At 53.8% G+C, this 23,647-nt stretch carries 25 protein-coding genes and 1 pseudogene; 10 read left to right on the top strand and 16 right to left on the bottom strand.

Going from position 1 to position 23,647, the window contains the following annotated elements:
• Positions 1-101 precede the first annotated feature (101 nt).
• From ugpB to livK, 7 genes are all read right to left on the bottom strand, one after another.
• A complete protein-coding gene (gene ugpB, locus SK38_RS20665) occupies positions 102-1,418 on the bottom strand; it encodes a sn-glycerol-3-phosphate ABC transporter substrate-binding protein UgpB (RefSeq protein WP_003827583.1) in 1,317 nt (438 codons plus the stop codon).
• Positions 1,419-1,665: 247 nt separating this feature from the next.
• Complete coding sequence (locus tag SK38_RS20670) at positions 1,666-1,947, bottom strand: hypothetical protein (protein ID WP_048215382.1); 282 nt, start codon at positions 1,945-1,947, stop codon at positions 1,666-1,668.
• A 101-nt stretch (positions 1,948-2,048) separates the two neighbouring features.
• Positions 2,049-2,762, bottom strand: a complete 714-nt coding sequence (gene livF / locus SK38_RS20675) for a high-affinity branched-chain amino acid ABC transporter ATP-binding protein LivF (RefSeq protein WP_003827581.1) — start codon at positions 2,760-2,762, stop codon at positions 2,049-2,051.
• A 17-nt stretch (positions 2,763-2,779) separates the two neighbouring features.
• The gene (livG, locus tag SK38_RS20680; protein WP_003827578.1) at positions 2,780-3,547 is read right to left on the bottom strand and encodes a high-affinity branched-chain amino acid ABC transporter ATP-binding protein LivG; all 768 of its coding nucleotides are present in this window, start codon (positions 3,545-3,547) and stop codon (positions 2,780-2,782) included.
• Complete coding sequence (gene livM / locus SK38_RS20685; protein WP_048215381.1) at positions 3,544-4,821, bottom strand: branched chain amino acid ABC transporter permease LivM; 1,278 nt, start codon at positions 4,819-4,821, stop codon at positions 3,544-3,546. The genes livG and livM overlap by 4 nt, the downstream gene beginning before the upstream one ends.
• Complete coding sequence (livH, locus tag SK38_RS20690) at positions 4,818-5,744, bottom strand: high-affinity branched-chain amino acid ABC transporter permease LivH (protein ID WP_003827575.1); 927 nt, start codon at positions 5,742-5,744, stop codon at positions 4,818-4,820. Before livH ends, livM begins: the two co-directional genes overlap by 4 nt.
• 61 nt (positions 5,745-5,805) lie before the next feature.
• A complete protein-coding gene (gene livK, locus SK38_RS20695; RefSeq protein WP_003023433.1) occupies positions 5,806-6,915 on the bottom strand; it encodes a high-affinity branched-chain amino acid ABC transporter substrate-binding protein LivK in 1,110 nt (369 codons plus the stop codon).
• Positions 6,916-7,338: 423 nt separating this feature from the next.
• On the opposite strand from livK, the gene panM reads away from it, so the two are divergent.
• Positions 7,339-7,722, top strand: a complete 384-nt coding sequence (gene panM / locus SK38_RS20700; protein ID WP_003827573.1) for an aspartate 1-decarboxylase autocleavage activator PanM — start codon at positions 7,339-7,341, stop codon at positions 7,720-7,722.
• Positions 7,707-7,834: pseudogene (locus SK38_RS25435) on the top strand (hypothetical protein). Before panM ends, SK38_RS25435 begins: the two are co-directional and overlap by 16 nt.
• Positions 7,835-7,917: 83 nt before the next feature.
• Here the strand turns inward: SK38_RS25435 and livJ are convergent.
• From livJ to ftsY, 5 genes are all read right to left on the bottom strand, one after another.
• Complete coding sequence (gene livJ, locus SK38_RS20705; RefSeq protein WP_139153507.1) at positions 7,918-9,021, bottom strand: branched chain amino acid ABC transporter substrate-binding protein LivJ; 1,104 nt, start codon at positions 9,019-9,021, stop codon at positions 7,918-7,920.
• A 320-nt stretch (positions 9,022-9,341) separates the two neighbouring features.
• On the bottom strand, positions 9,342-10,196 hold the full coding sequence (rpoH, locus tag SK38_RS20710) for an RNA polymerase sigma factor RpoH (RefSeq protein ID WP_048236957.1): 855 nt from the start codon (positions 10,194-10,196) through the stop codon (positions 9,342-9,344).
• A 270-nt stretch (positions 10,197-10,466) separates the two neighbouring features.
• The gene (gene ftsX / locus SK38_RS20715) at positions 10,467-11,525 is read right to left on the bottom strand and encodes a permease-like cell division protein FtsX (protein ID WP_048236958.1); all 1,059 of its coding nucleotides are present in this window, start codon (positions 11,523-11,525) and stop codon (positions 10,467-10,469) included.
• Entirely contained in the window at positions 11,518-12,186 is a 669-nt protein-coding gene (gene ftsE / locus SK38_RS20720) for a cell division ATP-binding protein FtsE (RefSeq protein WP_003023420.1), read from the bottom strand. Before ftsE ends, ftsX begins: the two co-directional genes overlap by 8 nt.
• A gap of 2 nt (positions 12,187-12,188) precedes the next feature.
• Positions 12,189-13,715, bottom strand: coding sequence for a signal recognition particle-docking protein FtsY (gene ftsY, locus SK38_RS20725; protein WP_048236959.1), 1,527 nt, complete (start codon positions 13,713-13,715; stop codon positions 12,189-12,191).
• A gap of 151 nt (positions 13,716-13,866) precedes the next feature.
• Here ftsY and rsmD point away from each other — a divergent pair, with 151 nt between their 5' ends.
• Positions 13,867-14,463, top strand: coding sequence for a 16S rRNA (guanine(966)-N(2))-methyltransferase (gene rsmD / locus SK38_RS20730; protein ID WP_048236960.1), 597 nt, complete (start codon positions 13,867-13,869; stop codon positions 14,461-14,463).
• Complete coding sequence (locus SK38_RS20735; RefSeq protein WP_003023415.1) at positions 14,453-14,728, top strand: DUF1145 family protein; 276 nt, start codon at positions 14,453-14,455, stop codon at positions 14,726-14,728. The genes rsmD and SK38_RS20735 overlap by 11 nt, the downstream gene beginning before the upstream one ends.
• Positions 14,729-14,827: 99 nt before the next feature.
• Here SK38_RS20735 and SK38_RS20740 read toward each other — a convergent pair whose 3' ends face one another.
• Positions 14,828-15,187, bottom strand: a complete 360-nt coding sequence (locus tag SK38_RS20740) for a DUF2500 domain-containing protein (protein ID WP_048236961.1) — start codon at positions 15,185-15,187, stop codon at positions 14,828-14,830.
• Positions 15,188-15,328: 141 nt separating this feature from the next.
• Here SK38_RS20740 and SK38_RS20745 point away from each other — a divergent pair, with 141 nt between their 5' ends.
• Positions 15,329-15,955, top strand: a complete 627-nt coding sequence (locus SK38_RS20745; RefSeq protein WP_003827558.1) for a lysoplasmalogenase — start codon at positions 15,329-15,331, stop codon at positions 15,953-15,955.
• Between the two features lie 74 nt (positions 15,956-16,029).
• Entirely contained in the window at positions 16,030-18,228 is a 2,199-nt protein-coding gene (gene zntA, locus SK38_RS20750; RefSeq protein WP_048236962.1) for a Zn(II)/Cd(II)/Pb(II) translocating P-type ATPase ZntA, read from the top strand.
• Positions 18,229-18,326: 98 nt separating this feature from the next.
• Here the strand turns inward: zntA and tusA are convergent, their stop codons facing one another.
• Positions 18,327-18,572: a sulfurtransferase TusA gene (tusA, locus tag SK38_RS20755; RefSeq protein WP_003827551.1), complete on the bottom strand. Its 246-nt coding sequence runs from the start codon at positions 18,570-18,572 to the stop codon at positions 18,327-18,329.
• Positions 18,573-18,740: 168 nt separating this feature from the next.
• Between tusA and SK38_RS20760 the strand changes: the two genes are divergently transcribed.
• Positions 18,741-19,406 (top strand): 7-cyano-7-deazaguanine/7-aminomethyl-7-deazaguanine transporter, encoded by a 666-nt coding sequence (locus tag SK38_RS20760; protein WP_003827549.1) that lies wholly within the window; start codon positions 18,741-18,743, stop codon positions 19,404-19,406.
• Between the two features lie 72 nt (positions 19,407-19,478).
• A complete protein-coding gene (locus tag SK38_RS20765; RefSeq protein ID WP_003827547.1) occupies positions 19,479-20,036 on the top strand; it encodes a DcrB family lipoprotein in 558 nt (185 codons plus the stop codon).
• Positions 20,037-20,039: 3 nt separating this feature from the next.
• On the opposite strand, the gene SK38_RS20770 is transcribed toward SK38_RS20765, so the two are convergent.
• Complete coding sequence (locus tag SK38_RS20770; protein WP_048236963.1) at positions 20,040-21,257, bottom strand: MFS transporter; 1,218 nt, start codon at positions 21,255-21,257, stop codon at positions 20,040-20,042.
• Between the two features lie 133 nt (positions 21,258-21,390).
• On the opposite strand from SK38_RS20770, the gene SK38_RS20775 reads away from it, so the two are divergent.
• Entirely contained in the window at positions 21,391-22,440 is a 1,050-nt protein-coding gene (locus tag SK38_RS20775; RefSeq protein ID WP_048237064.1) for an AI-2E family transporter, read from the top strand.
• 62 nt (positions 22,441-22,502) lie between these two features.
• On the top strand, positions 22,503-23,093 hold the full coding sequence (gene acpT, locus SK38_RS20780; RefSeq protein WP_003827514.1) for a 4'-phosphopantetheinyl transferase AcpT: 591 nt from the start codon (positions 22,503-22,505) through the stop codon (positions 23,091-23,093).
• Here the strand turns inward: acpT and SK38_RS20785 are convergent.
• A complete protein-coding gene (locus SK38_RS20785; protein WP_048236964.1) occupies positions 23,085-23,591 on the bottom strand; it encodes a phenolic acid decarboxylase in 507 nt (168 codons plus the stop codon). The two genes, acpT and SK38_RS20785, sit on opposite strands and share 9 nt — an antisense overlap.
• Positions 23,592-23,647 lie beyond the last annotated feature (56 nt).

The raw sequence follows: 23,647 nt of genomic DNA on the forward strand, positions 1-23,647 counted from the left end.
TTTCCTGGAAGGTGCCGGATGGCGGTGCAAGCACCTTATCCGGCCTACAAACTACAAACTTGTAGGCCTGATAAGCACAGCGCCATCAGGCACTTATACACTTAAGACTTGGTCGATTGCTCAAAGCGGCGCAGTAACTGATTGCCACGCTCAACGGCGGCATCCAGTGCCTGCTGCGGGGTTTTCTTCCCAGTCCAGACGCTTTCCAGCTCTTCATCCACAATAGTGCGGATCTGCGGCATATTGCCCAAACGCAGCCCTTTGGTGAACGGCAACGGCGGCTTGTTCAGCATCTGGCGGGTGGCGATATCAGCCCCAGGGTTCTTCTCATAGAAGCCCTGTTCACGGGTCAGGTCGTAGGCAGCGGTGGTGATCGGTAGATAGCCGGTCTTCTGGTGCCATTCAGCAGCAATTTCAGGCTTCGCCAGGAAGTTGAGGAACTGCGCCACGCCTTCGTAGGTTGCTTTGTCTTTACCCTGCATCACCCACAGGCTGGCCCCACCGATAATCGCATTCTGCGGCGCGCCCTTCACGTCGGCATCGTACGGCATCATCCCGACGCCATAATTGAATTTAGCGTAGTGGCGGATGTCGGCCAGCGAACCGGAAGAGGCGGTGGTAATGGCACAATCCCCGTTGTAGAACTTCTCAGTGGATTCGTCCTTACGCCCGAAGTAGCTGAAATCACCTTTTTTGTTCAACTCTTCCAGCAGAGCGATGTGTTTCACCTGTTCCGGTTTATTGAACTCCAGCACCGCGTCGGTACCGTCAAAGCCATTGTTTTTGGTTGCTACCGGCAGACCGTTCCAGGCGCTGAAGTTTTCAATCTGAATCCATCCCTGCCAGCCGCTGGCGTAACCGCACTTCATGCCTGCGGCTTTCAGCTTCGCGGTGTACTCCGCCAGATCCTGCCAGGTTTTCGGCGGCTGCTCCGGGTCTAAACCGGCTTTTTTGAAGGCATCTTTGTTGTAGTACAGCACCGGAGTGGAGCTGTTAAACGGCTGGGAGAGCAAGTGTCCGCTTTTAGAGTCGGTGTAGTAACCGGAAACGGTCGGTACGAACTGAGACTCATCGAAGTTAATGCCAGCCTCTTTGAATACTTCATAGACCGGTTTAATGGCTTTTGAGGCCATCATGGTTGCCGTACCCACTTCATAAACCTGCAGCAGCGCAGGCGCGTTTCCGGTACGGAAAGCAGCAATTCCTGCACTCAGGCTCTGCTCGTAGTTGCCTTTGTACTGCGGAACAATTTTGTAGTCGGGATTGGCTGCATTAAAACGTTGCGCCAGTGAATCAACTTCTTTACCCAGTTCGCCTTCCATTGAGTGCCAGAACGGGATAGTGGTGACCGCCAGTGCCTGACCTGCAAATGCCAGGCTAAGTGCCAGTCCTAAAGCTGTATGTCGTAACGATATCATCGGTTATCTCTCTTGTTGTGCCGGATGCGCGATATCACGCGTTTTATGCTCGCGGGGGTAACATGACATGCTCGAATGACAGAAAAATAACTTTTTTATTACAAAAAAAAGATAGTAAGGCGACAAACAGATGGCAAGGCGGTGAAAGCGTAGTGACAGGAAAATGCGGGGTGGTGCACAACAAAGCCGGATATCGCTATACCTTCTCCGGCCTGGATGGCGTTATCTGCTGCTCCAGCAAGGAAGATTAATCCCGACGCCAGCGTCGCTCATATTCATTCTGTAAACGCTGCTGCTCTCGCCGCTCACGTTCACGTTGGATATCCGATTTATCATCATCCCAGCCAGGGCATACCGAGCTGGTAAATACTTCGCAGGGCGAGTCGGATTGCGCTAACGGGTTGTCCGGTTTCTCTTCCCAGATAGCGGGATCGCGCGGGTCAAACGCTGGCGGTGTTGAGGCCAGGGTAGTTAATGAAAGCGTCAAAAACAAACTGCCAATCATCATGCAGGTACCTGAACGAATCATCCTTTCTCCATGTTCATTTTTATTATTGATAACTATTCTCAATAATAACATAGAGCAATAAAAAGGGGCCACAGCGGGCCCCTTGTCTATTCAGAGAATGATTAACCGCCCAGATACGCGCTACGCACCGCTTCGTTAGCCAGTAACGCATCACCGGTGTCTTCCAGCACCACATGACCGTTTTCCAGCACGTAGCCGCGATCGGCGAGCTTCAGCGCCTGGTTGGCGTTCTGTTCGACGAGGAAGATGGTCATCCCCTGCTCGCGCAGTTGTTCGATAGTATTAAAAATCTGCTGGATGATAATCGGCGCCAGACCCAGCGACGGTTCATCAAGCAGCAGCAGCCTCGGCTGGCTCATCAGCGCGCGGCCTATCGCCAGCATCTGCTGTTCACCGCCGGACATCGTTCCCGCACGCTGAATACGACGCTCATGCAGACGGGGAAACAGGTCATACACCCATTTGATGCGTTCCTGAAACTGGTCCTTTTCGGCAAAGAAGCCGCCCATCGCCAGGTTCTCTTCCACCGTCATGCGGGAAAACACGCGACGCCCTTCCGGCACAATCGCTACCGCTTCGCGCATGATTTTCGCCGTCTGCCAGTCGGTAATGTCTTTACCATCAAAGACGATTCGCCCACTGGTCGCTCGCGGGTCGCCACACAATGTGCCGAGCAGCGTGGTTTTTCCCGCGCCGTTAGCACCAATCAGAGTAACGATTTCACCCTGGTTGATATACAAGCTGACGTCGTGCAGGGCCTGTATCTTGCCGTAGTGGGCGTTGACTTTGTCGAACGATAACATCGCCTTATCCATATTAATCCTCGCCCCCATTATGCTTCACCTAAATAGGCGCGGATAACATCCGGGTTATTACGAATCTGTTCCGGCGTCCCATTCGCCAGCGGCGTGCCCTGGTTCACCACGTAAATACGGTCAGAAATCCCCATCACCAGCTTCATGTCGTGCTCAATCAACAAAATGGTGGTGTTGTGATGGTTACGCAGTTCAGCAATCAGCTCGTCCAGCTCCTTGGTCTCTTTCGGGTTGAGTCCAGCAGCGGGTTCGTCGAGCATCAGGATTTCCGGCTGGGTCACCATGCAGCGGGCTATTTCCAGACGGCGCTGGTCGCCGTAGGCCAGGTTACTGGCCTGACGGTTGGCATGCTCCAGCAAGCCAATACGCGCAAGCCAGGTGGCAGCGCGATCCAACGCTTCACTCTGCGCGCGACGGAACGACGGGGTTTTCAACAGGCCGGAGAAGACGCCGGTTTTCAGTTGCTGATGTTGCGCCACCAGCAGGTTTTCAATCACCGTCATTTCGCGAAACAGACGCACGTGCTGGAAAGTACGTACCACGCCCATACGCGCGATTTGCTGACCCGGCAACCCTTCCAGGTGCTGGTCGCGCAGCTTAATCGTCCCGCCGGTCGGTTTATAAAAACCGGTCAGACAGTTAAAGACCGTGGTTTTCCCCGCACCGTTCGGGCCGATTAACGAGACAATCTCCTGCGGTCGCAGTTCCAGTTCAACGTTGTTTACCGCCAGCAGACCGCCGAAGCGCATCATCAGGCCGTTAACGGATAATAATGGCTGACTCATGCCTGCTCTCCTTTTGCTTCCCCGTTTTTCAGCTTCAACTGTGGACGGGTCATCGGCAACAAGCCCTGCGGACGCCAGATCATCATCAGTACCATTAAACCACCCAGCATTAACATGCTGTATTCGTTGAAATCACGCATCAGCTCGCGTGACACCACCAGCAGGATAGCTGCGAGGATCACCGCAAACTGTGAGCCCATTCCGCCCAGTACCACAATCGCCAGCACAAAGGCCGACTCGGCAAAGGTGAAGGATTCCGGGCTGACGAAGCCCTGGCGCGCGGCAAACAGCGTACCGGCAAAACCGGCAAACGCGGCGCTGATGGTAAAGGCTGTCAGCTTGATGCGCGTAGGGTTTAAGCCCAGCGAGCGACAGGCAATTTCATCTTCACGCAGCGCTTCCCACGCACGACCCAGCGGCATACGCAGCAAACGGTTAATAACAAACAGCGAGAAGACCACCAGCAGCAGCGCCACCAGATAGAGGAAAATGACGCGGTCAGACGGATCGTACTTGACGTTAAAGAAGTTGCTGAAGGTATCCCAGCCGCCTTCACGGGCGGTACGGCTGAACTCCAGACCGAAAAAGGTCGGTTTCGGGATCTGGCTAATACCGTTTGGACCGCCGGTTACTTCGGTGTTGTTGAGCAGCAGGATGCGGACGATTTCGCCGAAGCCTAAGGTCACAATCGCCAGATAATCACCGCGCAGGCGCAGTACCGGGAAGCCGAGCAGGAAGCCCGCAGCAGCGGAAACCAGTCCCGCCAGCGGCAGACAAGTCCAGAAGCCGAGTCCGTAATAGTGGTTCAGCAGCGCGAAGGTGTAAGCGCCGATGGCATAGAAGCCGCCGTAGCCCAGCACCAGCAGGCCCGAAAGCCCTACCACCACGTTTAAGCCGAGGCCGAGGATGATATAAATCATCGTCAGCGTGGCGATATCCACCGTACCGCGTGACACCATAAACGGCCACGCCACGGCAATTACCAGCAGCGCCACCAGGAACAGCTTCTGTTTAACGGTGGAGCCGTCAATCGCCGGCAGAATAAATTTCGGTCCGGAGACGCTCTTCAGGCCTTTCTGGAAGGCTGGACGCAGCAGTTGGAAAAGAAAGACCACGCCAGTGCCGATAAACACCCACTGCCAGCGGATATCCGCGGCGGTATCGACCACCAGCTTGGTACCGTCCAGCTCTAACTGAACGCCCATAAAGACGCCCGCCAGGACGAAGAACATAGCGGCAGAGAGCAGCGCCATTGCAAAATGCATCGGTTTCATACTTTCTCTACCTCCGGGCGACCCAGAATACCGGTCGGCATCACCAGCAGCACCAGAATCAGCAGCGCGAATGAAACAACGTCTTTGTATTCAGTACTCAGATAAGCAGAGGAGAGCGCTTCCGCAACGCCCAGAATCAGGCCGCCGATCATCGCCCCTGGAATGCTGCCGATGCCGCCCAGTACCGCCGCGGTAAAGGCCTTCATCCCGGCCATAAAGCCGATGTATGGGTTAATTACGCCATAGAACTGACCGAGCAGCACGCCCGCAACCGCCGCCATTGCCGCACCAATCACAAAGGTCAGCGCAATCACGCGATCGGTATTGATGCCGAGCAGGCTGGCCATCTTCAGGTCTTCTGCACAGGCACGGCAGGCGCGGCCCATACGGGAGTAACGGATAAACAGCGTCAGCGCCAGCATTGCCAGGAAGGTTACGATCCAGATAACCAACTGCATGGTGGTGATGGAAGCAGAGAAGTTATCGCTACTGCCGACAGTCCACTGGCCATTAAACAGGCTGGGCAGCGCCACGTCGCGCGAACCTTCCGTCAGGCTGACGTAGTTTTGCAGGAAGATGGACATCCCGATAGCGGAAATCAGCGCGATCAGGCGCTTGGAGCTGCGCACGGGCCGATACGCCACGCGTTCAATGCTCCAGCCGTAGGCGCTGGCAATGACAATCGCGCCGACGAAGCCCGCCGCGACCAGTAGCCAGCTGGAATCGATGCCCATCATCATTAGCGCTGCGATGATCATAAAGGAGACATAGCTGCCGATCATATATACCTCGCCGTGGGCGAAGTTGATCATGCCGATAATGCCGTACACCATCGTGTAACCGATGGCGATCAGCGCGTAGGTGCTTCCCAGCGTGACGCCGTTAAACATCTGCTGCAAGAAATAGAGGAACTGCTCGGACATAAGGTAACCTTTTTAAACCCGCCCGTTTTGCACGGGCGGTGGGATAACTCGTCTTCAGGTATTACTTCGCGACGGTCGAAGAACCGTCTGCATGCCACTGGAAGACACCAAACTCAAATCCCTTCAAATCGCCTTTTTCATCCCATTTCAGCGGCCCAATCACGGTATCAGCCCCGTGTGCTTTCAGATCTTTCACCAGGTCCAGCGGCTCTTTGCTACCGCTGCGATCCATTGCTGTCGCCAATGACTGGACGGCTGCATAAGTGATCCACACGTATGGTCCGGTTGGATCTTTCTTGTCAGCTTTGAGCGCATCGACGATAGCCTTATTCGCCGGATCCTGGTCATAGCGTTTTGGCATGGTTACCAGCATGCCTTCAGCAGCATCACCGGCGATGTTAGACAGCGACGCATTACCGACGCCCTCAGGTCCCATAAACTGGGTTTTCAGCCCGACGGAACGCGCCTGACGCAACATTTGCCCCATTTCCGGGTAGTAGCCGCCGTAATAAACAAAGTCGATATTTTCTTTTTTCAGGCGGGCGATCAGCGCAGAAAAATCTTTTTCCCCGGCGGTGATACCGTCAAAGAAAACGATGTTGGCTTTACCCGCTTTCAGGCTGTCCTGCACCGAACGCGCCAGGCCTTCACCGTATTGCTGTTTATCGTGAATGATGGCGATACGCTGTGGCTTCACCTTCTCCAGAATGTATTTCGCGGCGGTCGGCCCCTGAGAGGAGTCCAGGCCCGCTGTACGCATAATGTGAGCGTAACCGCGCTGGGTCAGTTCCGGGTTTGTGGCACCCGGAGAAATCATCAGAATGCCTTCATCTTCATAGATATCTGATGCGGGCTGCGTGGAAGATGAGCACAGATGTCCAATAACGTACTGAATGCCGTCATTGACGATTTTGTTCGCTACCGCAACGGCCTGTTTCGGATCGCAGGCATCGTCATATTCCACAGCAACCAGTTTGTCGCCTTTGACCCCGCCTTTGGCATTGATATCTTTAATGGCCTGACGTGCGCCATTAAATTCCATATCGCCCCACTGCGCGACCGGGCCTGACATCGCGCCGACAACAGCGACCTTGATATCTTCCGCCATGACCGCGTGTGACATTGCCAGTGCTATCACCCCTGCGATGATTGTTTTCGCATTCCGTTTCATTACCTGAATCCCCATTCGTGACGTAATTAATATTTTGTATTTATGTGGTTAAAAAGCAGTCTGTGCTTTTTTTGAACTGCACTATTTTTACCAGTCTCATTAATGGTTTAGCGCAGTTTTTTAAGCAAGATCAGGCTAAAATCTCTATTTTTCAGTCGATTAAGAAAAGATAATATTCTGCTTTTCACTATAGATAAACAAAAAAAAGCACGTTTGTCAGCATAAAATAACGGCACAAAGAGCCGAATAAAATGCTGCATTCCAGGGTATTATTCTGCCTGTTTTTCAATCTCTACGGTTTCAAACTGTCATTACCGTTGTTACAAAATTATTAATCTGGTTATTCACATAAAAAAGAGAAAGCATCCGGGCGAATTATTTCGGTACACTCATTCCATCTTTTGTGATTTGGACATGCTGTTAATGAAGCTGACCATCGTTCGTTTAGATAACTTTAGCGACCAGGACCAGATTGATCTGGGCAAAATCTGGCCGGAATATTCCGCCTCATCGTTAAGCGTAGATGAAACGCACCGGATCTACGCCGCACGCTTTAACGAGCGTCTGTTAGGCGCAGTTCGCGTAACCCTGAGCGGCACGCAAGGTGCATTAGATTCATTGCGCGTACGCGATATCACCCGCCGTCGCGGCGTCGGGCAGTATTTGATCGAAGAAGTCATCCGGGAAAACCCTGACGTGAGTTCATGGTGGATGGCCGACGTCGGCGTCGAAGACCGCAGCGTGATGGCCGCGTTTATGCAGGCGTTAGGGTTTACAGCCCAGGAGAATGGCTGGGAAAAAAGATAAAAAAGCCGGATGGCGCTGACGCTTATCCGGCCTACATGCTGGGAGCAAAAAATAAAAAACCATCTCGCAATTTTCCAAGAATTTCACGTTGCAGGAAGGCGGCAAGTTATGAAGTCCCCGGGAGCTTACATAAGTAAGTGACCGGGGTTGAATAACGTAGCCAACGCATCTGCAGCGCGAAAGGCGCCAGGAAAATTATTTGGCGTCGGTCGCCGTCCCGTTTGCATGCCAGTCAAACACGCCGAATTCGAAGCCTTTCAGATCGCCCTTCGCATCCCATGACAGCGGCCCCATTACGGTTTCCACTGAGTTTGCTTTCAGGTATTTGGCAATTTCAGCCGGGTCGTCAGACTGGTTCAGACCTGCCTGCAAGGATTGCAGCGCGGCGTAGGTGGTCCATACGAATGCGCCGCTCGGATCCTGTTTCTTGGCTTTGATCGCGTCCACAATCGGTTTGTTCGCCGGAACCTGATCGTAGTTCTTCGGTTTCGTTACCAGTAAGCCTTCTGCAGACTCACCCGCGATGTTAGACAGCGACACGTTCGCTACCCCTTCTGGTCCCATAAACTGGGTTTTCAGACCCGCAGCGCGTGCCTGGCGCAGAATCTGCCCCATTTCCGGGTGGTAACCACCGTAGTAAACGAAATCAATATTCTCTTTCTTCAGACGCGCCACCAGCGTAGAGAAATCTTTCTCGCCAGCGGTGATCCCGTCGAAGAACACCACGTCAGCGTTGGCTTTCTTGAGGTTGTCCTGCACGGAACGCGCCAGGCCTTCACCGTACTGTTGTTTGTCGTGAACGATCGCAATGCGCTTCGGCTTCACTTTTTCAACGATATATTTGGCAGCGGTTGGGCCCTGATCGGAATCCAGACCGGTGGTACGCATCACCAGGTTATAACCGCGCGCGGTCAGCTCAGGCGCCGTTGCCGCTGGGGTGATCATCAGAATGCCTTCGTCTTCATAGATATCTGACGCAGGCTGAGTGGAAGACGAGCACAGGTGGCCGATAACATATTTAATCCCGTCGTTGACCACTTTGTTAGCTACCGCTACCGCTTGTTTCGGGTCACAGGCATCGTCATATTTCACCATGACCAGTTTGTCGCCTTTCACGCCGCCTTTGGCGTTGATATCTGCAATCGCCTGCTCTGCGCCAGTAAATTCCTGATCGCCATACTGCGCTACCGGACCGGACATCGCGCCGACGACGGCAACTTTAATATCCTTAGCAAACGCCATATTGCTCAAAGACAGGGCGATACATCCTGCCAATAACGCTTTACCCTTCATATTCATCCTGACAATCCCCATTATTGTGGTTATTACGTGTGTTGTGATGTTGTTGTTCAGCATTTTATTTCGATTATTGGATAGCCACCCGTGCTTTAGCAGCATACTCTGCTAAAACATACCCGATTTTTATTATTTTGGAATAGCTAAATTTACATCCAGATAACAAATTCGTATCTGGGGAGGGGAGGAAAGGTCGTAGGCCCGATAAGCAAAGCGCCATCGGGCAAAGGTGTTGCCGGATGGCAGCGTAAACGCCTTATCCGGCCTACAAAAAACAAAACCCCCGAATTCACATTCGAGGGTTCATTGGCAATGCGCGAAGATTACGCTTCGATCGCCGCGCGCAGTTTTTTCATGGCGTTCTTTTCAAGCTGACGAACACGTTCAGCGGAAACGCCGTAGCGATCGGCCAGTTCCTGCAACGTCGACTTGTTGTCTTCGTCCAGCCAACGGGCACGAATGATGTCCTGGCTACGCTCGTCCAGACCTTCCATTGCGTGGGTCAGTTTGTTCGCGGCCTGATCTTCCCAGTTATCTTCTTCAATGCCGTCGGCAAAGTTAGACGATTTATCCTGCAGATACAGCACCGGGGCCATCGGCTGGCTGTCAGAGTCATCGTCTGAAGACATATCAAACGTCATGTCCTGTGCCGCCATACGGGATTCCATTTCGCGCACGTCTTTGCTGGAAACACCCAGCTCGCGAGCAACCATTTCAACTTCGTCCTGGTTAAACCAGCCCAGACGCTGCTTGGTTTTACGCAGGTTAAAGAACAGCTTACGCTGTGCTTTGGTGGTCGCAACTTTAACGATACGCCAGTTACGCAGAACGTATTCGTGGATCTCAGCTTTGATCCAATGCACGGCGAAGGAAACCAGGCGCACACCCACTTCCGGGTTGAAACGGCGCACAGCTTTCATCAGGCCGATATTACCTTCCTGAATCAGATCCGCCTGCGGCAGGCCATAGCCCGCATAATTACGAGCAACATGAACAACAAAGCGCAGGTGAGACAGGATCAGCGTTTTAGCTGCTTCCAGATCGCCCTGGTAATGCAGCTTTTCAGCCAGTGCCCGCTCCTCGTCAGCCGACAACATCGGCCACGCGTTCGCAGCCCGGATGTAAGATTCCAGGTTACCAACAGGGGCTAAAGCTAAATTTTGCATTTCTTTGGTCATTCAAATCCTCTCAATCTTTTCATCTGGCGCATTGGCTAAAAACTAATTAACAAAAACCAGTAGCAACAACCATGCCAGAGCTTATGAGCAACGAGAATATCATTCAATCTTTTATCAGACAGTGATTTTATCCACAAGTTCCATGTCGTAATGTGTATAGATTACGCACAAAATGTGACATCACAATGAATACGCCGGGAAGAGATCACAGGGACTCTTTCCCTGCAGAGCGAACTACTCAGTGCAGGGAAAGATTATACCAGAGATTTTTTAATCGGGGGTAAAGTGGCGTAAATGTTGAACCGTGGCAAGCCAGGCTGCCACCCAGCCAATCATTGAGCACACCAGCAGCAATAACAGGCACTCGTCGAATGATAAGCCATTGATATCAAACTTGGTTCCAAATACCTGTGCCACCTCAGTCACCGCTGACAACAGACGCATCACCAAAATTTCTGACAAAATCAGTGAAAGAAATGCACCGGAAAAACCGAGCAGTGCACCGCCGTAGAGGAACGGACGCAGGATAAATCCATCCGTCGCGCCAATCAGTTTTTGCACATTAATGGTATCGCGTCGCGCAAAAATACTCAGACGCACGCTGTTACCGATGACGAGGAAGACCGCCGCCACCATCAGCACGCCGATCATCGCGGAAACGCGTCCGACAAGGCCCGTCAGCGCCGCCAGGCGAGCGAACCAGCTGTCATCCATTCGCACTTCATCAATACCGTTGATTTGTGCGATGCGGTCACGCAGCGTGTTCAGCGACTCCGTACCCTGAAAGTCCAGTTTCGGGATAACAACCGCCACGGCCGGAAGCGGGTTCTCTTCCAGCATATCCAGCGCGCCGCCAAAGCCAGACCAGTTGCGGAATTCACCCAGCGCGTCGTCACGAGAAAGATAATTCACTTTCTCCACGCCCTGCTCGGCCTGCAACTGACCAACCACCCGCGCCGCCGCATCATCATCCAGCGTTTTTTGCAGGTAAACGGTGATCTGCGGAGACGGATAATACTGGCTTGCCGCATGGTTTACGTTCTTATAAACCATGTAGCACACGCTTGGCAGCGTCAGGGAGATGGCAATGACCATCACCGTCAGAAACGTCGCCAGCGGCTTGCTTTTCAGGTCCTGTAACGCGCCCTGAAACGCATAACGTACCTGCTCGTTAAAGACATTAGTTTTACGCGAGTTCGGCTTTGGCGCGGCTTTCGCACGCTTTGGCGCGTTGCGACCGCCGTCACCCGACGCACCGCCCGATTTACGAAAGCGATCCAGTCGGCCACCGAACTGTTTGATTTGGTTAATAGCGTCACGTCTATTCATGCGCCAGGCCTCCATGCAGATGTCCATCGCTCAGAACCATTTGGCGATAGGAGCGACGGGAGATCAGGCCAATATCGTGCGTGGCCATTAATACCGTGACCCCGACGCGGTTAAACTCTTCGAACAGGCGAAGGATCCCTTCTGACAGCGCGTCATCCAGGTTCCCCGTTGGTTCATCCGCCAGCAGCACCGCAGGTTTGTTTACCACCGCGCGGGCGATGCCGACGCGTTGTTGTTCACCGCCGGAGAGCTGAATCGGGAAGTTTTTCGCTTTGTCCAACAGCCCGACCTTATCCAGCGCCGCTGACACGCGACGACGAATATCGTCCCCGCTGGCGCCCGCGATGATCAGCGGGATTGCCACATTGTCAAACACGGTTCTGTCCATCAACAGGTGGTGATCCTGAAAAATCATGCCAATCTGGCGACGCAGAAACGGCACTTCACGGTTTTTCAAACGGCTGATGTCATGCCCGCTAAAGTAGATTTTCCCGGCGCTGGGCCGTTCAATTCCACAAATCAGCTTCAGCAGGGTACTTTTCCCCGCGCCGGAGTGGCCGGTCAGAAACGCCATCTCGCCAGGCTGCATATGGAAAGTCACTCCCTGCAGCGCTTGTCTCCCACCGAGATAGGCCTTGCTGACATGTTCAAAGCGAATCATTGTTAATCCTCTCGGGCAAAAAGTGCCTCTATAAAATCGTCCGCTTTAAACGGACGTAAATCCTCGATACGTTCGCCCACACCGATATAGCGGATAGGGATGCCAAATTGATCGGCAACCGAGAAGATAACCCCGCCCTTCGCCGTACCGTCCAGCTTGGTCAGGGTGATACCGGTTAAGCCCACCGCTTCATGGAACAGTTTGGCCTGGCTTATCGCATTCTGCCCGGTGCTGGCGTCGATAGTCAGCATAACTTCATGCGGCGCATCTTCGTCCAGCTTCTTCATGACGCGAACGATTTTTTTCAATTCTTCCATCAGGTGCGATTTATTCTGCAAACGCCCTGCGGTATCAGCGATCAGCACGTCTACGTTACGCGCCTTCGCCGCCTGGATGGCATCAAAGATAACGGACGCGGAATCCGCGCCAGTATGCTGAGCAATCACCGGGATGTTGTTACGCTGACCCCAAACCTGCAGCTGTTCTACCGCCGCCGCACGGAAAGTATCACCTGCCGCCAGCATTACCGATTTACCCTGCTGCTCAAACTGACGCGCCAGCTTACCAATAGTGGTGGTTTTACCCACGCCGTTGACGCCAACCATTAAGATAACAAATGGTGTTTTGCCATCAACGTTCAGCGGTTCGTCAACCTTCGCCAGAATCTCGCCCATCTCTTCTTTCAACAGACCGTACAGCGCTTCCGCATCTTTAAGCTGCTTACGGCTGGCGCCTTCCGTCAGATTCGCAATGATCTTGCGGGTCGTTTCTACACCCACATCAGCGATCAGCAGCTGCTCTTCCAGCTCTTCAAACAGATCATCGTCGATTTTTTTACCACGGAACAGACTGATAAATCCGGAACCGAGGTTTTCTTTTGTTTTCAGCAGGCTGCGTTTCAGACGCGCAAAGAAACCTTCTTTGGTTGGTTTTTCCTGCTCCTGGACCACCTCTTCTTCTACCGGTTCTTCTACAGCAGGTTCTTCTACCGGCACCACCATAACCGCTTCTTTAGCAGCCTCAGCGGCCAGCGCCTGTGCTTCCAGCTCTTCGTCGGTCAGTTGCGGTTCGTTTTCAGCTTCTTCTTCAGCCGCCTCAACGATCTCCACGGTTTCCGCTTCGGCCTGCCATTCTTCGGCAGAAACTTCTTCAGTTTTCACCTCTTCCGGCAGCGGCAATTCTTCGCGTTCGATAACCACCGCTGCTGGCGTTTCCACTACAGTTTCAGCAACGGGTTCAGCAACCGGCTCAATCTCCGGCTGCGCTTGTTCGGCGACAGGTTCTTCTTCCGGCTGCAGTTTTTCGATTTCCGCAACCTGTTCAGTTACTTCAACGACTTCAGCTGCAAAGGCTTGCGTTTCAGCCTCGCTACGGGTTTCCTCGACATGCGGCTGTTCGTCAACGACGGTAGTCTCTTCAGCAACCGGTTGTTGTTCTTCATTTTTTACTTCTGTCTCGTTTTCCGGTGCCTGCTCTTTTTGACCAAAGCCCAGCCAGGAAAAAAAGCCACGTTTTTTCTCTTTCGCCATTTGCGACTACACTCCCCCGCTGTTGCTTCATGGCACAGCGTCAACGCTATGTACATAGCAGCTAAAAAAATGATGAAATAGTCTATCACTTAACTTAACTCACATCACCGCCTGGAATGACACGTCAGCAGCGGATTGAGCAATAATTGAAATGAAAAAACCGAATCACTCTGGTAGCGGCCAGATCCGCATTATTGGCGGGCAATGGCGTGGCCGTAAACTCCCGGTTCCGGACAGCCCCGGCTTACGTCCGACCACCGACCGTGTGCGCGAAACGTTGTTTAACTGGCTGGCCCCGGTAATGGTCGATGCTCACTGTCTGGACTGCTTCGCCGGCAGCGGCGCGCTGGGGCTGGAAGCCCTCTCTCGCTATGCGGCAAATGCGACGCTTCTGGAGATGGATCGCGCGGTATCTCAGCAGCTACAAAAGAATCTCGCCACGCTGAAAGCCTCCCATGCCCGCGTCATCAATACCAATACGCTGACATTTTTGGCTCAGGCAGGTACGCCGCATAACGTGGTATTTGTTGACCCGCCGTTTCGCAAAGGATTACTGGAAGAAACATTAACTCTTCTGGAAACTCATGGCTGGCTGGCAAATGAAGCGTATATTTACGTTGAAAGCGAAGTAGAAAACGGCTTACCGCCGGTTCCGGTGAACTGGTCGCTATACCGTGAGAAAGTCGCCGGACAGGTCGCCTATCGCCTGTACCAACGTGAAGCACGAGGAGAACACGATGCTGATTAACCTGGGACGCCTGCTGATGCTGTGCGTCTGGGCATTTTTACTACTGAATATTTTCCAACCCTTTCCACGCCCGCTTAACATCTTCGTTAACGTCGCACTGATATTTATGGTGCTGATGCATGGCATGCAGCTGGCGCTGCTAAAAAGCACCATGCCTAAAGATGGCCCGCAGATGACCAACGGAGAGAAAATCCGTATTTTTCTGTTCGGCGTCTTTGAGCTACTGGTGTGGCAGAAGAAGATTAAAGATCAGTTGAAGAAGTAGCTGTGATCTTTTCGCCCGGCGGCACGTTGCGGGCCGGGGCGAAAAATCTGTAGGCCGGATAAGGCGTAAGCCGCCATCCGGCATCAGTCAGATGACACTTTAGCGTTCAAGCGTAAAATCAACAAATCGCGAACCTTTGTAACTCAGCGTGCCTTTATCCCCGACCGTTAACGCGTGGTACTGCTGGGCATCCAGACGAAACGTCTGCTCCATCCCCCCGTTTTGTGGCTTAAAGCTGGCTTCATAGCGCATGCTGGTTCCTGCCGGGCTTACTTCCTGCTGACGGGATCGTCGATCGTTTAGCGGTTTTTCCCGTTTGTTACTTACCACCACCTGCTTTTGCACCAGCGGCGCCGCATCATTATCGGCTTTTTCTCGCCGCTGCTGAACAAAGCGAAACGACGCAGCGACAACGATTAAGACAATGATAACAATGAAAAAAAGTGGTGGTTTGCTCATATTATTAACCCATCAGAAAATGCGGAAATAAGCATACATCGCCTGTTATGGTGTTGTCATCTGGCTGTGTCGACCTCTACACTGGACAGTAGAGCCGTGAGCACCCCGCTTACGAAAAAATAACGAATTCAAGGAACTAAGATGCTTTGGTCGTTTATCGCTGTCTGTCTTTCCGCATGGTTGTTCGTGGATGCTTCCTATCGTGGACCTGCCTGGCAACGCTGGGTCTTTAAGCCCCTGACGTTACTCCTGCTGGCGCTGCTGGCCTGGCAGGCGCCAATGTTTAACGCTATCAGCTATCTGGTGCTGGCTGGCCTGCTTGCCTCGCTGCTGGGCGATGCGCTGACGCTGTTACCGCGCCAACGCCTGCTGTACGCCGTGGGGGCATTCTTCCTGTCGCATCTGCTTTATACCATTTACTTCGCCAGCCAAATGACGCTGTCGTTCTTCTGGCCTTTGCCGTTGGTGCTGGTAGTGCTGGGGGCGTTGCTGATCGCCGTGATCTGGACGCGTCTGGAAGAGCTGCGTGTCGCTATCTGCACCTTTATCGGCATCACGCTGATGATGGTCTGGATGGCCGGTGAGCTGTGGTTCTTTCGACCGACCGCCCCGGCGCTGTCGGCATTTATGGGCGCATCCCTCCTGTTCATCGGCAACATTGTCTGGCTGGGTAGCCATTACCGTCGCCGCTTCCGCGCCGATAACGCCATTGCCGCCGCCTGCTACTTCGCCGGACATTTCCTGATTGTTCGTTCGTTGTATCTTTAAAACGCTTGACTCTGGAGTCGACTCCAGAGTGTATCCTCCGGTTAATACGAAATGATTATCAACCGGAGGATGCCATGTCGACACCCGATACCCGTGGCAAAAAAGTCCCACAATTCTCTTCTTTCAAGCCTGCGCCTGCACCACAAAAGGCGGATGACTGCTGCTGCGAAGGAAGCTGCTCCACTACACCAACCGTATCCGATACCGTAATAGGCACCCGCTATTCCTGGAAAGTGGCAGGCATGGACTGCGCAGCTTGCGCCCGCAAAGTAGAGAATGCGGTCCGCCAGGTCAGCGGTGTCAACCAGGTCCAGGTTCTATTCGCCACTGAAAAACTGGTGGTCGATGCCGGTTCCGATATCCGCCAGCAAGTTGAAAACGCGGTGCAAAAAGCAGGCTATACCCTGCGCGATGAGCACGCGACGGACTCCGCCCCCGAGTCACGTTTTAAAGAAAACCTGCCGCTGATTTCGCTGATTATCATGATGGCGATTAGCTGGGGGCTGGAGCAGTTCAATCATCCTTTCGGTCAGATAGCGTTTATCGCCACCACGCTGGTAGGTCTGTATCCCATTGCCCGTCAGGCCCTGCGTCTGATGAAAACCGGCAGCTACTTTGCCATTGAAACGCTGATGAGCGTCGCCGCCATTGGTGCACTGTTTATCGGCGCGACGGCGGAAGCCGCTATGGTGCTGCTACTGTTTTTAATTGGCGAGCGTCTGGAAGGATGGGCCGCCAGCCGCGCCCGTAAAGGGGTCAGCGCTCTGATGGCGCTCAAACCGGAAACCGCCACACGCTTGCGTAACGGCGAACGCGAAGAGGTGGCTATCAATACCCTCCGGCCTGGCGATGTTATTGAAGTTGCCGCGGGTGGGCGTTTACCTGCCGACGGCAAACTGGTCTCCGGCTTTGCCAGCTTTGATGAGAGCGCCCTGACCGGCGAATCGATCCCGGTTGAACGCGCCACCGGCGAGAAAGTCCCGGCGGGTGCCACCAGCGTGGATCGTCTGGTAACGCTGGAAGTGCTCTCAGAACCGGGTGCCAGCGCGATTGACCGTATTCTGAAGCTGATTGAAGAAGCGGAAGAACGCCGCGCTCCCATTGAGCGCTTCATTGACCGTTTCAGCCGAATTTATACCCCAGCTATTATGGCGGTTGCGCTGCTGGTCACCCTCGTGCCGCCACTGCTGTTTGCTGCATCCTGGCAGGAGTGGATTTACAAAGGGCTGACGCTGTTGCTGATTGGCTGTCCTTGCGCTCTGGTGATTTCAACGCCCGCAGCCATTACCTCTGGTCTGGCCGCTGCGGCGCGTCGTGGGGCGTTAATCAAAGGCGGAGCCGCGCTGGAACAGTTGGGTAGAGTCACTCAGGTGGCGTTTGATAAAACCGGCACCCTGACCGTCGGTAAACCACGCGTCACGGCGATTCATCCGGCAAGCGGCATTGGTGAGGCTGAACTGCTGGCACTGGCGGCAGCGGTAGAGCAAGGCGCGACGCACCCGCTGGGACAAGCGATTATCCGGGAAGCACAAACGCGCGAACTGACTATTCCTGTCGCAAAAGAGCAACGGGCGCTGGTTGGCTCTGGAATTGAAGCGCTGGTCAACGGCGAATGCGTACTGATTTGCGCCGCTGGTAAGCAGCCTGCCGACGCCTTTGCCGGGCAGATTAGCGAGCTGGAAAGCGCGGGCCAAACGGTGGTGTTGGTGCTGCGTAACGATACTGTACTCGGCGTACTGGCCCTACAGGACACGCTGCGCGATGACGCTCGCAGCGCCATCAGCGAGCTTAATCAGATTGGCGTGAAAGGCGTGATCCTGACCGGTGATAACCCGCGTGCGGCCGCCGCCATTGCCGGTGAACTGGGCCTCGAATTCAAAGCGGGACTCTTGCCGGAAGATAAGGTGCAGGCCGTTACCCATCTTAACCAACAGTCGCCGCTGGCGATGGTCGGCGACGGCATCAACGACGCTCCGGCAATGAAAGCGGCCACAATTGGTATTGCGATGGGAAGCGGGACCGACGTCGCGCTGGAGACCGCCGATGCCGCTCTGACCCACAACCGTCTGCGTGGTCTGGTACAAATGATTCAGCTGGCGCGGGCCACCCACGCCAATATTCGCCAGAACATTGCGATTGCGCTGGGTCTGAAGGGGATTTTCCTCGTCACCACGCTGCTCGGGATAACCGGACTGTGGCTGGCGGTGCTGGCGGATACGGGGGCGACGGTGCTGGTGACCGCGAACGCGCTGCGGTTGTTGCGTAAAGGGTAGTGCCTGTTTCTCGCCTGATGGCGCTTCGCTTATCAGGCCTACAGATTACTCAGTCTTTATAGGCCGGAGAAGCGTTAGCGCCATCCGGCATAACAAGATTACTGGCCTTTGCGCACCAGATAGCGGTACGGCAGCGAGTCGGTCTCTTTGGCCACCAGCTCATGTTCCATAAAGGTACAGAAGCCAGGAATATCGCGGGTTGTTGCCGGATCGTCGGCGACAATCAGCAGCGTTTCACCGGCCTGCATGCCGCGTACGGTTTTACGTACCATCATTACCGGTTCCGGGCAGCGCAGCCCCTGGGCATCAAGAGTATGGTCGGGGGAAGTAAACAGGTCGCTCATCGTCGTCTCATTCATACAAAAACGGCGTTATTTTACGCTCTGTTGTGGCGTAAGCCAATCAGGTTAACGATTGCGTGAAAAACAACCATTGCAATGTGCTCTTAAAGCAGTATCATGCGACGGTTTTTTATTGGGTTCCCTCACCCCATCCAACAAAAAGGTCACAATATGACTCCGTTTACACAAACTCAGCGCGTAAAAGCGTTGTTCTGGCTATCGCTATTTCATCTGCTGGTGATCACCTCCAGCAACTATCTGGTGCAGCTTCCAATCTCCATTTTTGGTTTCCATACCACATGGGGCGCGTTTAGCTTTCCGTTTATTTTCCTCGCGACCGACCTGACCGTGCGTATTTTTGGCGCGCCGCTGGCTCGACGTATCATCTTTGCGGTTATGATCCCCGCACTGCTGATCTCCTATGTCGTTTCATCACTGTTCTATATGGGATCGTGGCAAGGATTCGGCGCACTGCTGCACTTTAACCTGTTTGTCGCCCGTATCGCCGCCGCCAGCTTTATGGCCTACGCGCTGGGACAAATTCTGGATGTGCATGTCTTTAACCGCCTGCGTCAAAACCGTCGCTGGTGGCTGGCACCGACGGCGTCCACGCTGTTTGGCAATATCAGCGATACGTTGGCCTTCTTCTTTATCGCTTTCTGGCGTAGCCCGGATGCCTTTATGGCCGAGCACTGGATGGAAATCGCACTGGTCGATTACTGCTTCAAAGTGCTGATCAGCATCATTTTCTTCCTGCCAATGTATGGCGTGCTGCTGAATATGTTACTGAAAAGGCTGGCAGATAAATCTGAAATCTCTGCATTGCAGACGAGTTAAAGGTTCATTTTCCGAGTTGTGATAAGATGGACGAATGAGCCGTTATGGCCGTTTATCGAAAGGAAGAAGTCAATGCGCAATCTGGTTAAATATGTCGGTATTGGCCTGCTGGTTATGGGGCTTGCGGCCTGTGATAATAGCGATACAAAAGCGCCAGCCGAGGGTGCTGCCGCAGAAAGTAACGCCACCGGACAACCGGTCAGCCTGCTGGACGGCAAACTCAGTTTTTCCCTGCCAGCGGATATGACCGATCAGAGCGGCAAGCTGGGCACCCAGGCGAACAATATGCACGTATATTCTGACGCAACCGGCCAGAAAGCGGTGATTGTGATTGTTGGCGACAACACCAACGAAGATCTGGCCGTGCTGGCAAAACGTCTGGAAGATCAGCAGCGTAGCCGTGACCCGCAGTTGCAGGTCGTCACCAATAAATCTATTGAGCTGAAAGGCCACACGCTGCAGCAGTTAGACAGCATCATCTCGGCCAAAGGCCAGACCGCATACTCTTCCGTGGTGTTGGGGAAAGTGGACAACCAACTGCTGACGCTGCAAATCACGCTGCCTGCTGACGATCAGCAAAAAGCGCAGACTACCGCAGAAAACATCATTAACACGCTGGTTATCCAGTAACGGTTAAGACGATGACGCGGCCTCCGGTGACACCACCTGAGGCCGTTTTTTTAACCGCCAGGTCAGCAATAACGCCACCGCTACCAGCCCTGCCGCTGCCAGATAGATAACCGGCACACCCGCCCACGTCATGACCAGCCCGGCCAGCGGCCCGGTAACCCCCAGCGATAAATCCATAAACACCGTGTAGGTCGCCAGCGCAGCACCCTGATTTTGCTGAGGAACGGCTTTTACCGCCACCACGCCCAGCGCCGGGAAAACCAGTGAGAACCCAGCCCCGGCCAGCAGAACGCCGATCTTCGCCATCCACGGCATCGAAGCCATCCCGACCAGTAACAGCCCGACAATCTCGACGCTAAAGCAGATCATCGCCACATTCAGCCCGCCTAAACGGTTGATACCATTTGGGAACAACAAACGAGTACCGACAAACGTGCAGCTAAAAAGCGTCAGCGCGAATGCGGCGCCATCCCAGCCTTTGGCATCATAGAACAAGGTAATGAAGGTAGCGATTACCCCAAATCCGGCGGAGGCCAGGGCCAGCGCCATACCATACAACCAGACGCGCCCAAGCACCGCGCGAAATGGCAACGGTTTGCCTTTGCTGGTCTTCACCGCCGGACGAGGGAGCGCCAGCAGGATTGCCAACAGTGCCACGCCCATCACGGTCAGCGCCAGCCCCTGTAAGCCACCCCAGGCATAAAACAGAACACCCAGCGGCGCGCCTATCGCCATCGCGCCATAGGTCACGATACCATTCCAGGAAATCACCCGTCCGATGTGCATTGAGCCAACCACCCCCACGCCCCACAGCGTAGAGCCGGTCCCGGCAAAGCTTTGCCCGATCCCTAGAATCACGCGCCCCAGACAAAGCAGCAGCAGACTGGCCAACGGCCAGCCGTTCGTTGATCCCGCCAGTAAATAGCCCAGGCCACTTAAAAAGCAGCCGCACAGCCCAAATACCACAATCTTCTTTGGCCCCAGCAGATCGGCATAGCGACCGGCATGCGGACGGCTCAGCAGCGTAGCGAAATATTGCAGGCTGATGACCAGCCCAGCCCAGAAAGCGCTAAATCCCATTACATCATGGACGTAGCCAGGCAACACCGCGAGCGGCAGGCCGATGGTCAGGTAGCTGGCGAAGTTAAACATCACCACAGAAACAATACGCAGGTTCAGGCGTAAACCGCTAAGCGTCGGTTCAGCGACGGGTTCGGGCATGGAGGGTCACCACGTTTTCACAACAGTGTTTCATTTCTACCATGTTGCAGAGCAGAAATCAGTAGCCAGTTTAAGAATATCAGTCGCAAGCCAGCCGCTACACTTAATGCAAAAACGCAAACAGGAAGAAGACATGATAACCACCCAGCCCGATAAAACGGGTTTGCACATTTTGCTCAAACTGGCCGCTCTGGTGGTGATCCTCGCAGGTATCCATGCTGCGGCGGATATCATTGTGCAGCTGCTGCTGGCCCTCTTTTTTGCCATTGTATTGAATCCACTGGTCACCTGGTTTATCCGCCGGGGAGTCGGTCGCCCAATCGCTATTACCTTAGTCGTGGTGGTGATGCTGATCGTTCTTACGGCGTTGGTTGGCGTGCTGGCGTCGTCAATCACTGAATTCATGGACCTGCTGCCAAAATACAATAAGGAGCTAACGCGCAAGGTTCTGTATTTGCAAGAGATGGTGCCTTTTCTGAATCTGCATATGTCCCCGGAACGTATACTGCAACGCATGGACTCTGACAAGCTGATGACCTTCACAACCACGCTGATGACGAGTCTTTCTGGTGCCATGGCCAGCGTCTTTCTGCTGGTGATGACGGTAGTTTTTATGCTGTTTGAGGTGCGTCATGTCCCCTATAAGATGCGTTTTGCGTTGAATAATCCGCAAATCCACATTGCGGGGCTACATCGAGCGCTGAAGGGTGTGTCACACTATCTGGCGCTGAAAACGCTGCTCAGCTTATGGACCGGTGCCATAATCTGGCTGGGACTGGCACTGATGGGGATTCAGTTTGCTCTGATGTGGGGCGTACTGGCATTCCTGTTAAACTACGTGCCCAACATTGGCTCGGTCATTTCCGCCGTCCCGCCCATGATCCAGGCACTGCTTTTTAATGGCATTTACGAATGTCTGTTGGTTGGCGCACTGTTTCTGGTGGTGCATATGGTGATTGGCAATATTCTCGAACCCCGAATGATGGGGCATCGGCTGGGATTATCGACGCTAATCGTCTTCCTCTCTCTGTTGGTATGGGGATGGCTGCTCGGTCCGGTCGGCATGTTGCTCTCCGTGCCGTTAACCAGCGTATGTAAAATCTGGATGGAAACCACCACAGGCGGCAGCAAACTGGCGATTTTGCTGGGGCCCGGCAGGCCCAAAAGCCGATTACCGGGATAAACTTGCAAACAGCATGTGAAGAATGATACACAACCCCATTATTACTAAAGGTTAGCCCTAATATGTACCGGATCGTTCTTGGGAAAGTTTCTGTTTTAAGCGCTGGTGCACTGCCTGCCGCACTGAGTGAGCAAGCGCCGCAAGGTGCTCGCCGTGCGCGCTGGCTGGCCGGTCGCGTGCTGCTTTCCCATGCCCTTTCGCCATTACCAGACATCGTCTATGGCGAGCAAGGAAAACCGGCCTTTTCTGCTGACACGCCGCTGTGGTTCAATCTCAGCCACAGCGGTGATGATATCGCCCTGCTGCTCAGCGACGAAGGGGAAGTCGGCTGCGATATAGAAGTCGTTCGCCCGCGCGATAACTGGCAAACGCTGGCAAATACGGTATTCAGTCTTGGTGAACATGCCGAAGTCGAGGCCGAACGCCCGGAACAACAGCTGGCGGCGTTCTGGCGCATCTGGACGCGTAAAGAAGCTATCGTGAAGCAGCGCGGCGGCAGTGCCTGGCAAATCGTCAGCGTCGACAGTACCGCGTTAACTTCCTCACTCTCCGTCAGCCAGTGCCAGCTCGATACCCTGAGCCTGGCGGTGTGCACCCCCACGCCGTTTACCCTGACCGCAGACGCCGTGCAGCGACTGGAAGCCTTAGCGTAAATTTTCCGGGAAGTTTTTCGGCAGCTCGCTCGCCGCACAGACAATAACGTCATCATTGTTCGCGCCGCAGTCACGTACGAAAGTGATGGTCGCGAACTCATCAATCACCTCGGTGGGATACGCCGGGCCGGCATCGCGGTACGACATCATCAGCGGAATATGGTCATTCTGGAAGCAGACCGTTTTTTCCGGATTATTGATCACCCAGCGAGGGAAAAAGATGGTGCCGTGAAAGAGTTTGTCACCCAGATTTACGATCAGGCTGACGTCGGTCCCGGTCGGTTCGGTCCACGAAATTTTATAAACGCTCTCCCCGACCCGCACAATATAGGCCCGCTGATCTTTCACCCAACGATTCCCCACAATGCCGCTGTGAATGCGGTAATCCAGCGTAGTGTCGTTTTTCACGTAGATCTCGTAATTCCAGCCATTATCGTAGGTATAGACCAGATGTTTGCCGACAAATCCGCTTAAATCATGTTTATCAAACGCGCTCATATTCGTTCTCCTCTTACTTGATGCGAGGATCTTAACGCTTCAAAAATTGGATGAAT

This window comes from Citrobacter sp. MGH110 (assembly GCF_001037515.1).
GTDB classification, from domain to species: domain Bacteria; phylum Pseudomonadota; class Gammaproteobacteria; order Enterobacterales; family Enterobacteriaceae; genus Citrobacter; species Citrobacter portucalensis.

What these genes read in the sequence shown, in the direction of transcription:
- livK (WP_003023433.1), bottom strand. Translation starts at nt 6,915, where the DNA reads ATGAAACGGAATGCGAAAACAATCATCGCAGGGGTGATAGCACTGGCA.
- SK38_RS20760 (WP_003827549.1), top strand. Translation starts at nt 18,741, where the DNA reads ATGACTCCGTTTACACAAACTCAGCGCGTAAAAGCGTTGTTCTGGCTA.
- livH (WP_003827575.1), bottom strand. Translation starts at nt 5,744, where the DNA reads ATGTCCGAGCAGTTCCTCTATTTCTTGCAGCAGATGTTTAACGGCGTC.
- ftsE (WP_003023420.1), bottom strand. Translation starts at nt 12,186, where the DNA reads ATGATTCGCTTTGAACATGTCAGCAAGGCCTATCTCGGTGGGAGACAA.
- SK38_RS20785 (WP_048236964.1), bottom strand. Translation starts at nt 23,591, where the DNA reads ATGAGCGCGTTTGATAAACATGATTTAAGCGGATTTGTCGGCAAACAT.
- acpT (WP_003827514.1), top strand. Translation starts at nt 22,503, where the DNA reads ATGTACCGGATCGTTCTTGGGAAAGTTTCTGTTTTAAGCGCTGGTGCA.
- zntA (WP_048236962.1), top strand. Translation starts at nt 16,030, where the DNA reads ATGTCGACACCCGATACCCGTGGCAAAAAAGTCCCACAATTCTCTTCT.
- rsmD (WP_048236960.1), top strand. Translation starts at nt 13,867, where the DNA reads ATGAAAAAACCGAATCACTCTGGTAGCGGCCAGATCCGCATTATTGGC.
- livM (WP_048215381.1), bottom strand. Translation starts at nt 4,821, where the DNA reads ATGAAACCGATGCATTTTGCAATGGCGCTGCTCTCTGCCGCTATGTTC.
- rpoH (WP_048236957.1), bottom strand. Translation starts at nt 10,196, where the DNA reads ATGACCAAAGAAATGCAAAATTTAGCTTTAGCCCCTGTTGGTAACCTG.
- livJ (WP_139153507.1), bottom strand. Translation starts at nt 9,021, where the DNA reads ATGAATATGAAGGGTAAAGCGTTATTGGCAGGATGTATCGCCCTGTCT.
- ftsX (WP_048236958.1), bottom strand. Translation starts at nt 11,525, where the DNA reads ATGAATAGACGTGACGCTATTAACCAAATCAAACAGTTCGGTGGCCGA.
- panM (WP_003827573.1), top strand. Translation starts at nt 7,339, where the DNA reads ATGAAGCTGACCATCGTTCGTTTAGATAACTTTAGCGACCAGGACCAG.
- SK38_RS20735 (WP_003023415.1), top strand. Translation starts at nt 14,453, where the DNA reads ATGCTGATTAACCTGGGACGCCTGCTGATGCTGTGCGTCTGGGCATTT.
- SK38_RS20670 (WP_048215382.1), bottom strand. Translation starts at nt 1,947, where the DNA reads ATGATTCGTTCAGGTACCTGCATGATGATTGGCAGTTTGTTTTTGACG.
- SK38_RS20770 (WP_048236963.1), bottom strand. Translation starts at nt 21,257, where the DNA reads ATGCCCGAACCCGTCGCTGAACCGACGCTTAGCGGTTTACGCCTGAAC.
- livF (WP_003827581.1), bottom strand. Translation starts at nt 2,762, where the DNA reads ATGGATAAGGCGATGTTATCGTTCGACAAAGTCAACGCCCACTACGGC.
- SK38_RS20740 (WP_048236961.1), bottom strand. Translation starts at nt 15,187, where the DNA reads ATGAGCAAACCACCACTTTTTTTCATTGTTATCATTGTCTTAATCGTT.
- SK38_RS20775 (WP_048237064.1), top strand. Translation starts at nt 21,391, where the DNA reads ATGATAACCACCCAGCCCGATAAAACGGGTTTGCACATTTTGCTCAAA.
- tusA (WP_003827551.1), bottom strand. Translation starts at nt 18,572, where the DNA reads ATGAGCGACCTGTTTACTTCCCCCGACCATACTCTTGATGCCCAGGGG.
- livG (WP_003827578.1), bottom strand. Translation starts at nt 3,547, where the DNA reads ATGAGTCAGCCATTATTATCCGTTAACGGCCTGATGATGCGCTTCGGC.
- SK38_RS20765 (WP_003827547.1), top strand. Translation starts at nt 19,479, where the DNA reads ATGCGCAATCTGGTTAAATATGTCGGTATTGGCCTGCTGGTTATGGGG.
- ftsY (WP_048236959.1), bottom strand. Translation starts at nt 13,715, where the DNA reads ATGGCGAAAGAGAAAAAACGTGGCTTTTTTTCCTGGCTGGGCTTTGGT.
- ugpB (WP_003827583.1), bottom strand. Translation starts at nt 1,418, where the DNA reads ATGATATCGTTACGACATACAGCTTTAGGACTGGCACTTAGCCTGGCA.
- SK38_RS20745 (WP_003827558.1), top strand. Translation starts at nt 15,329, where the DNA reads ATGCTTTGGTCGTTTATCGCTGTCTGTCTTTCCGCATGGTTGTTCGTG.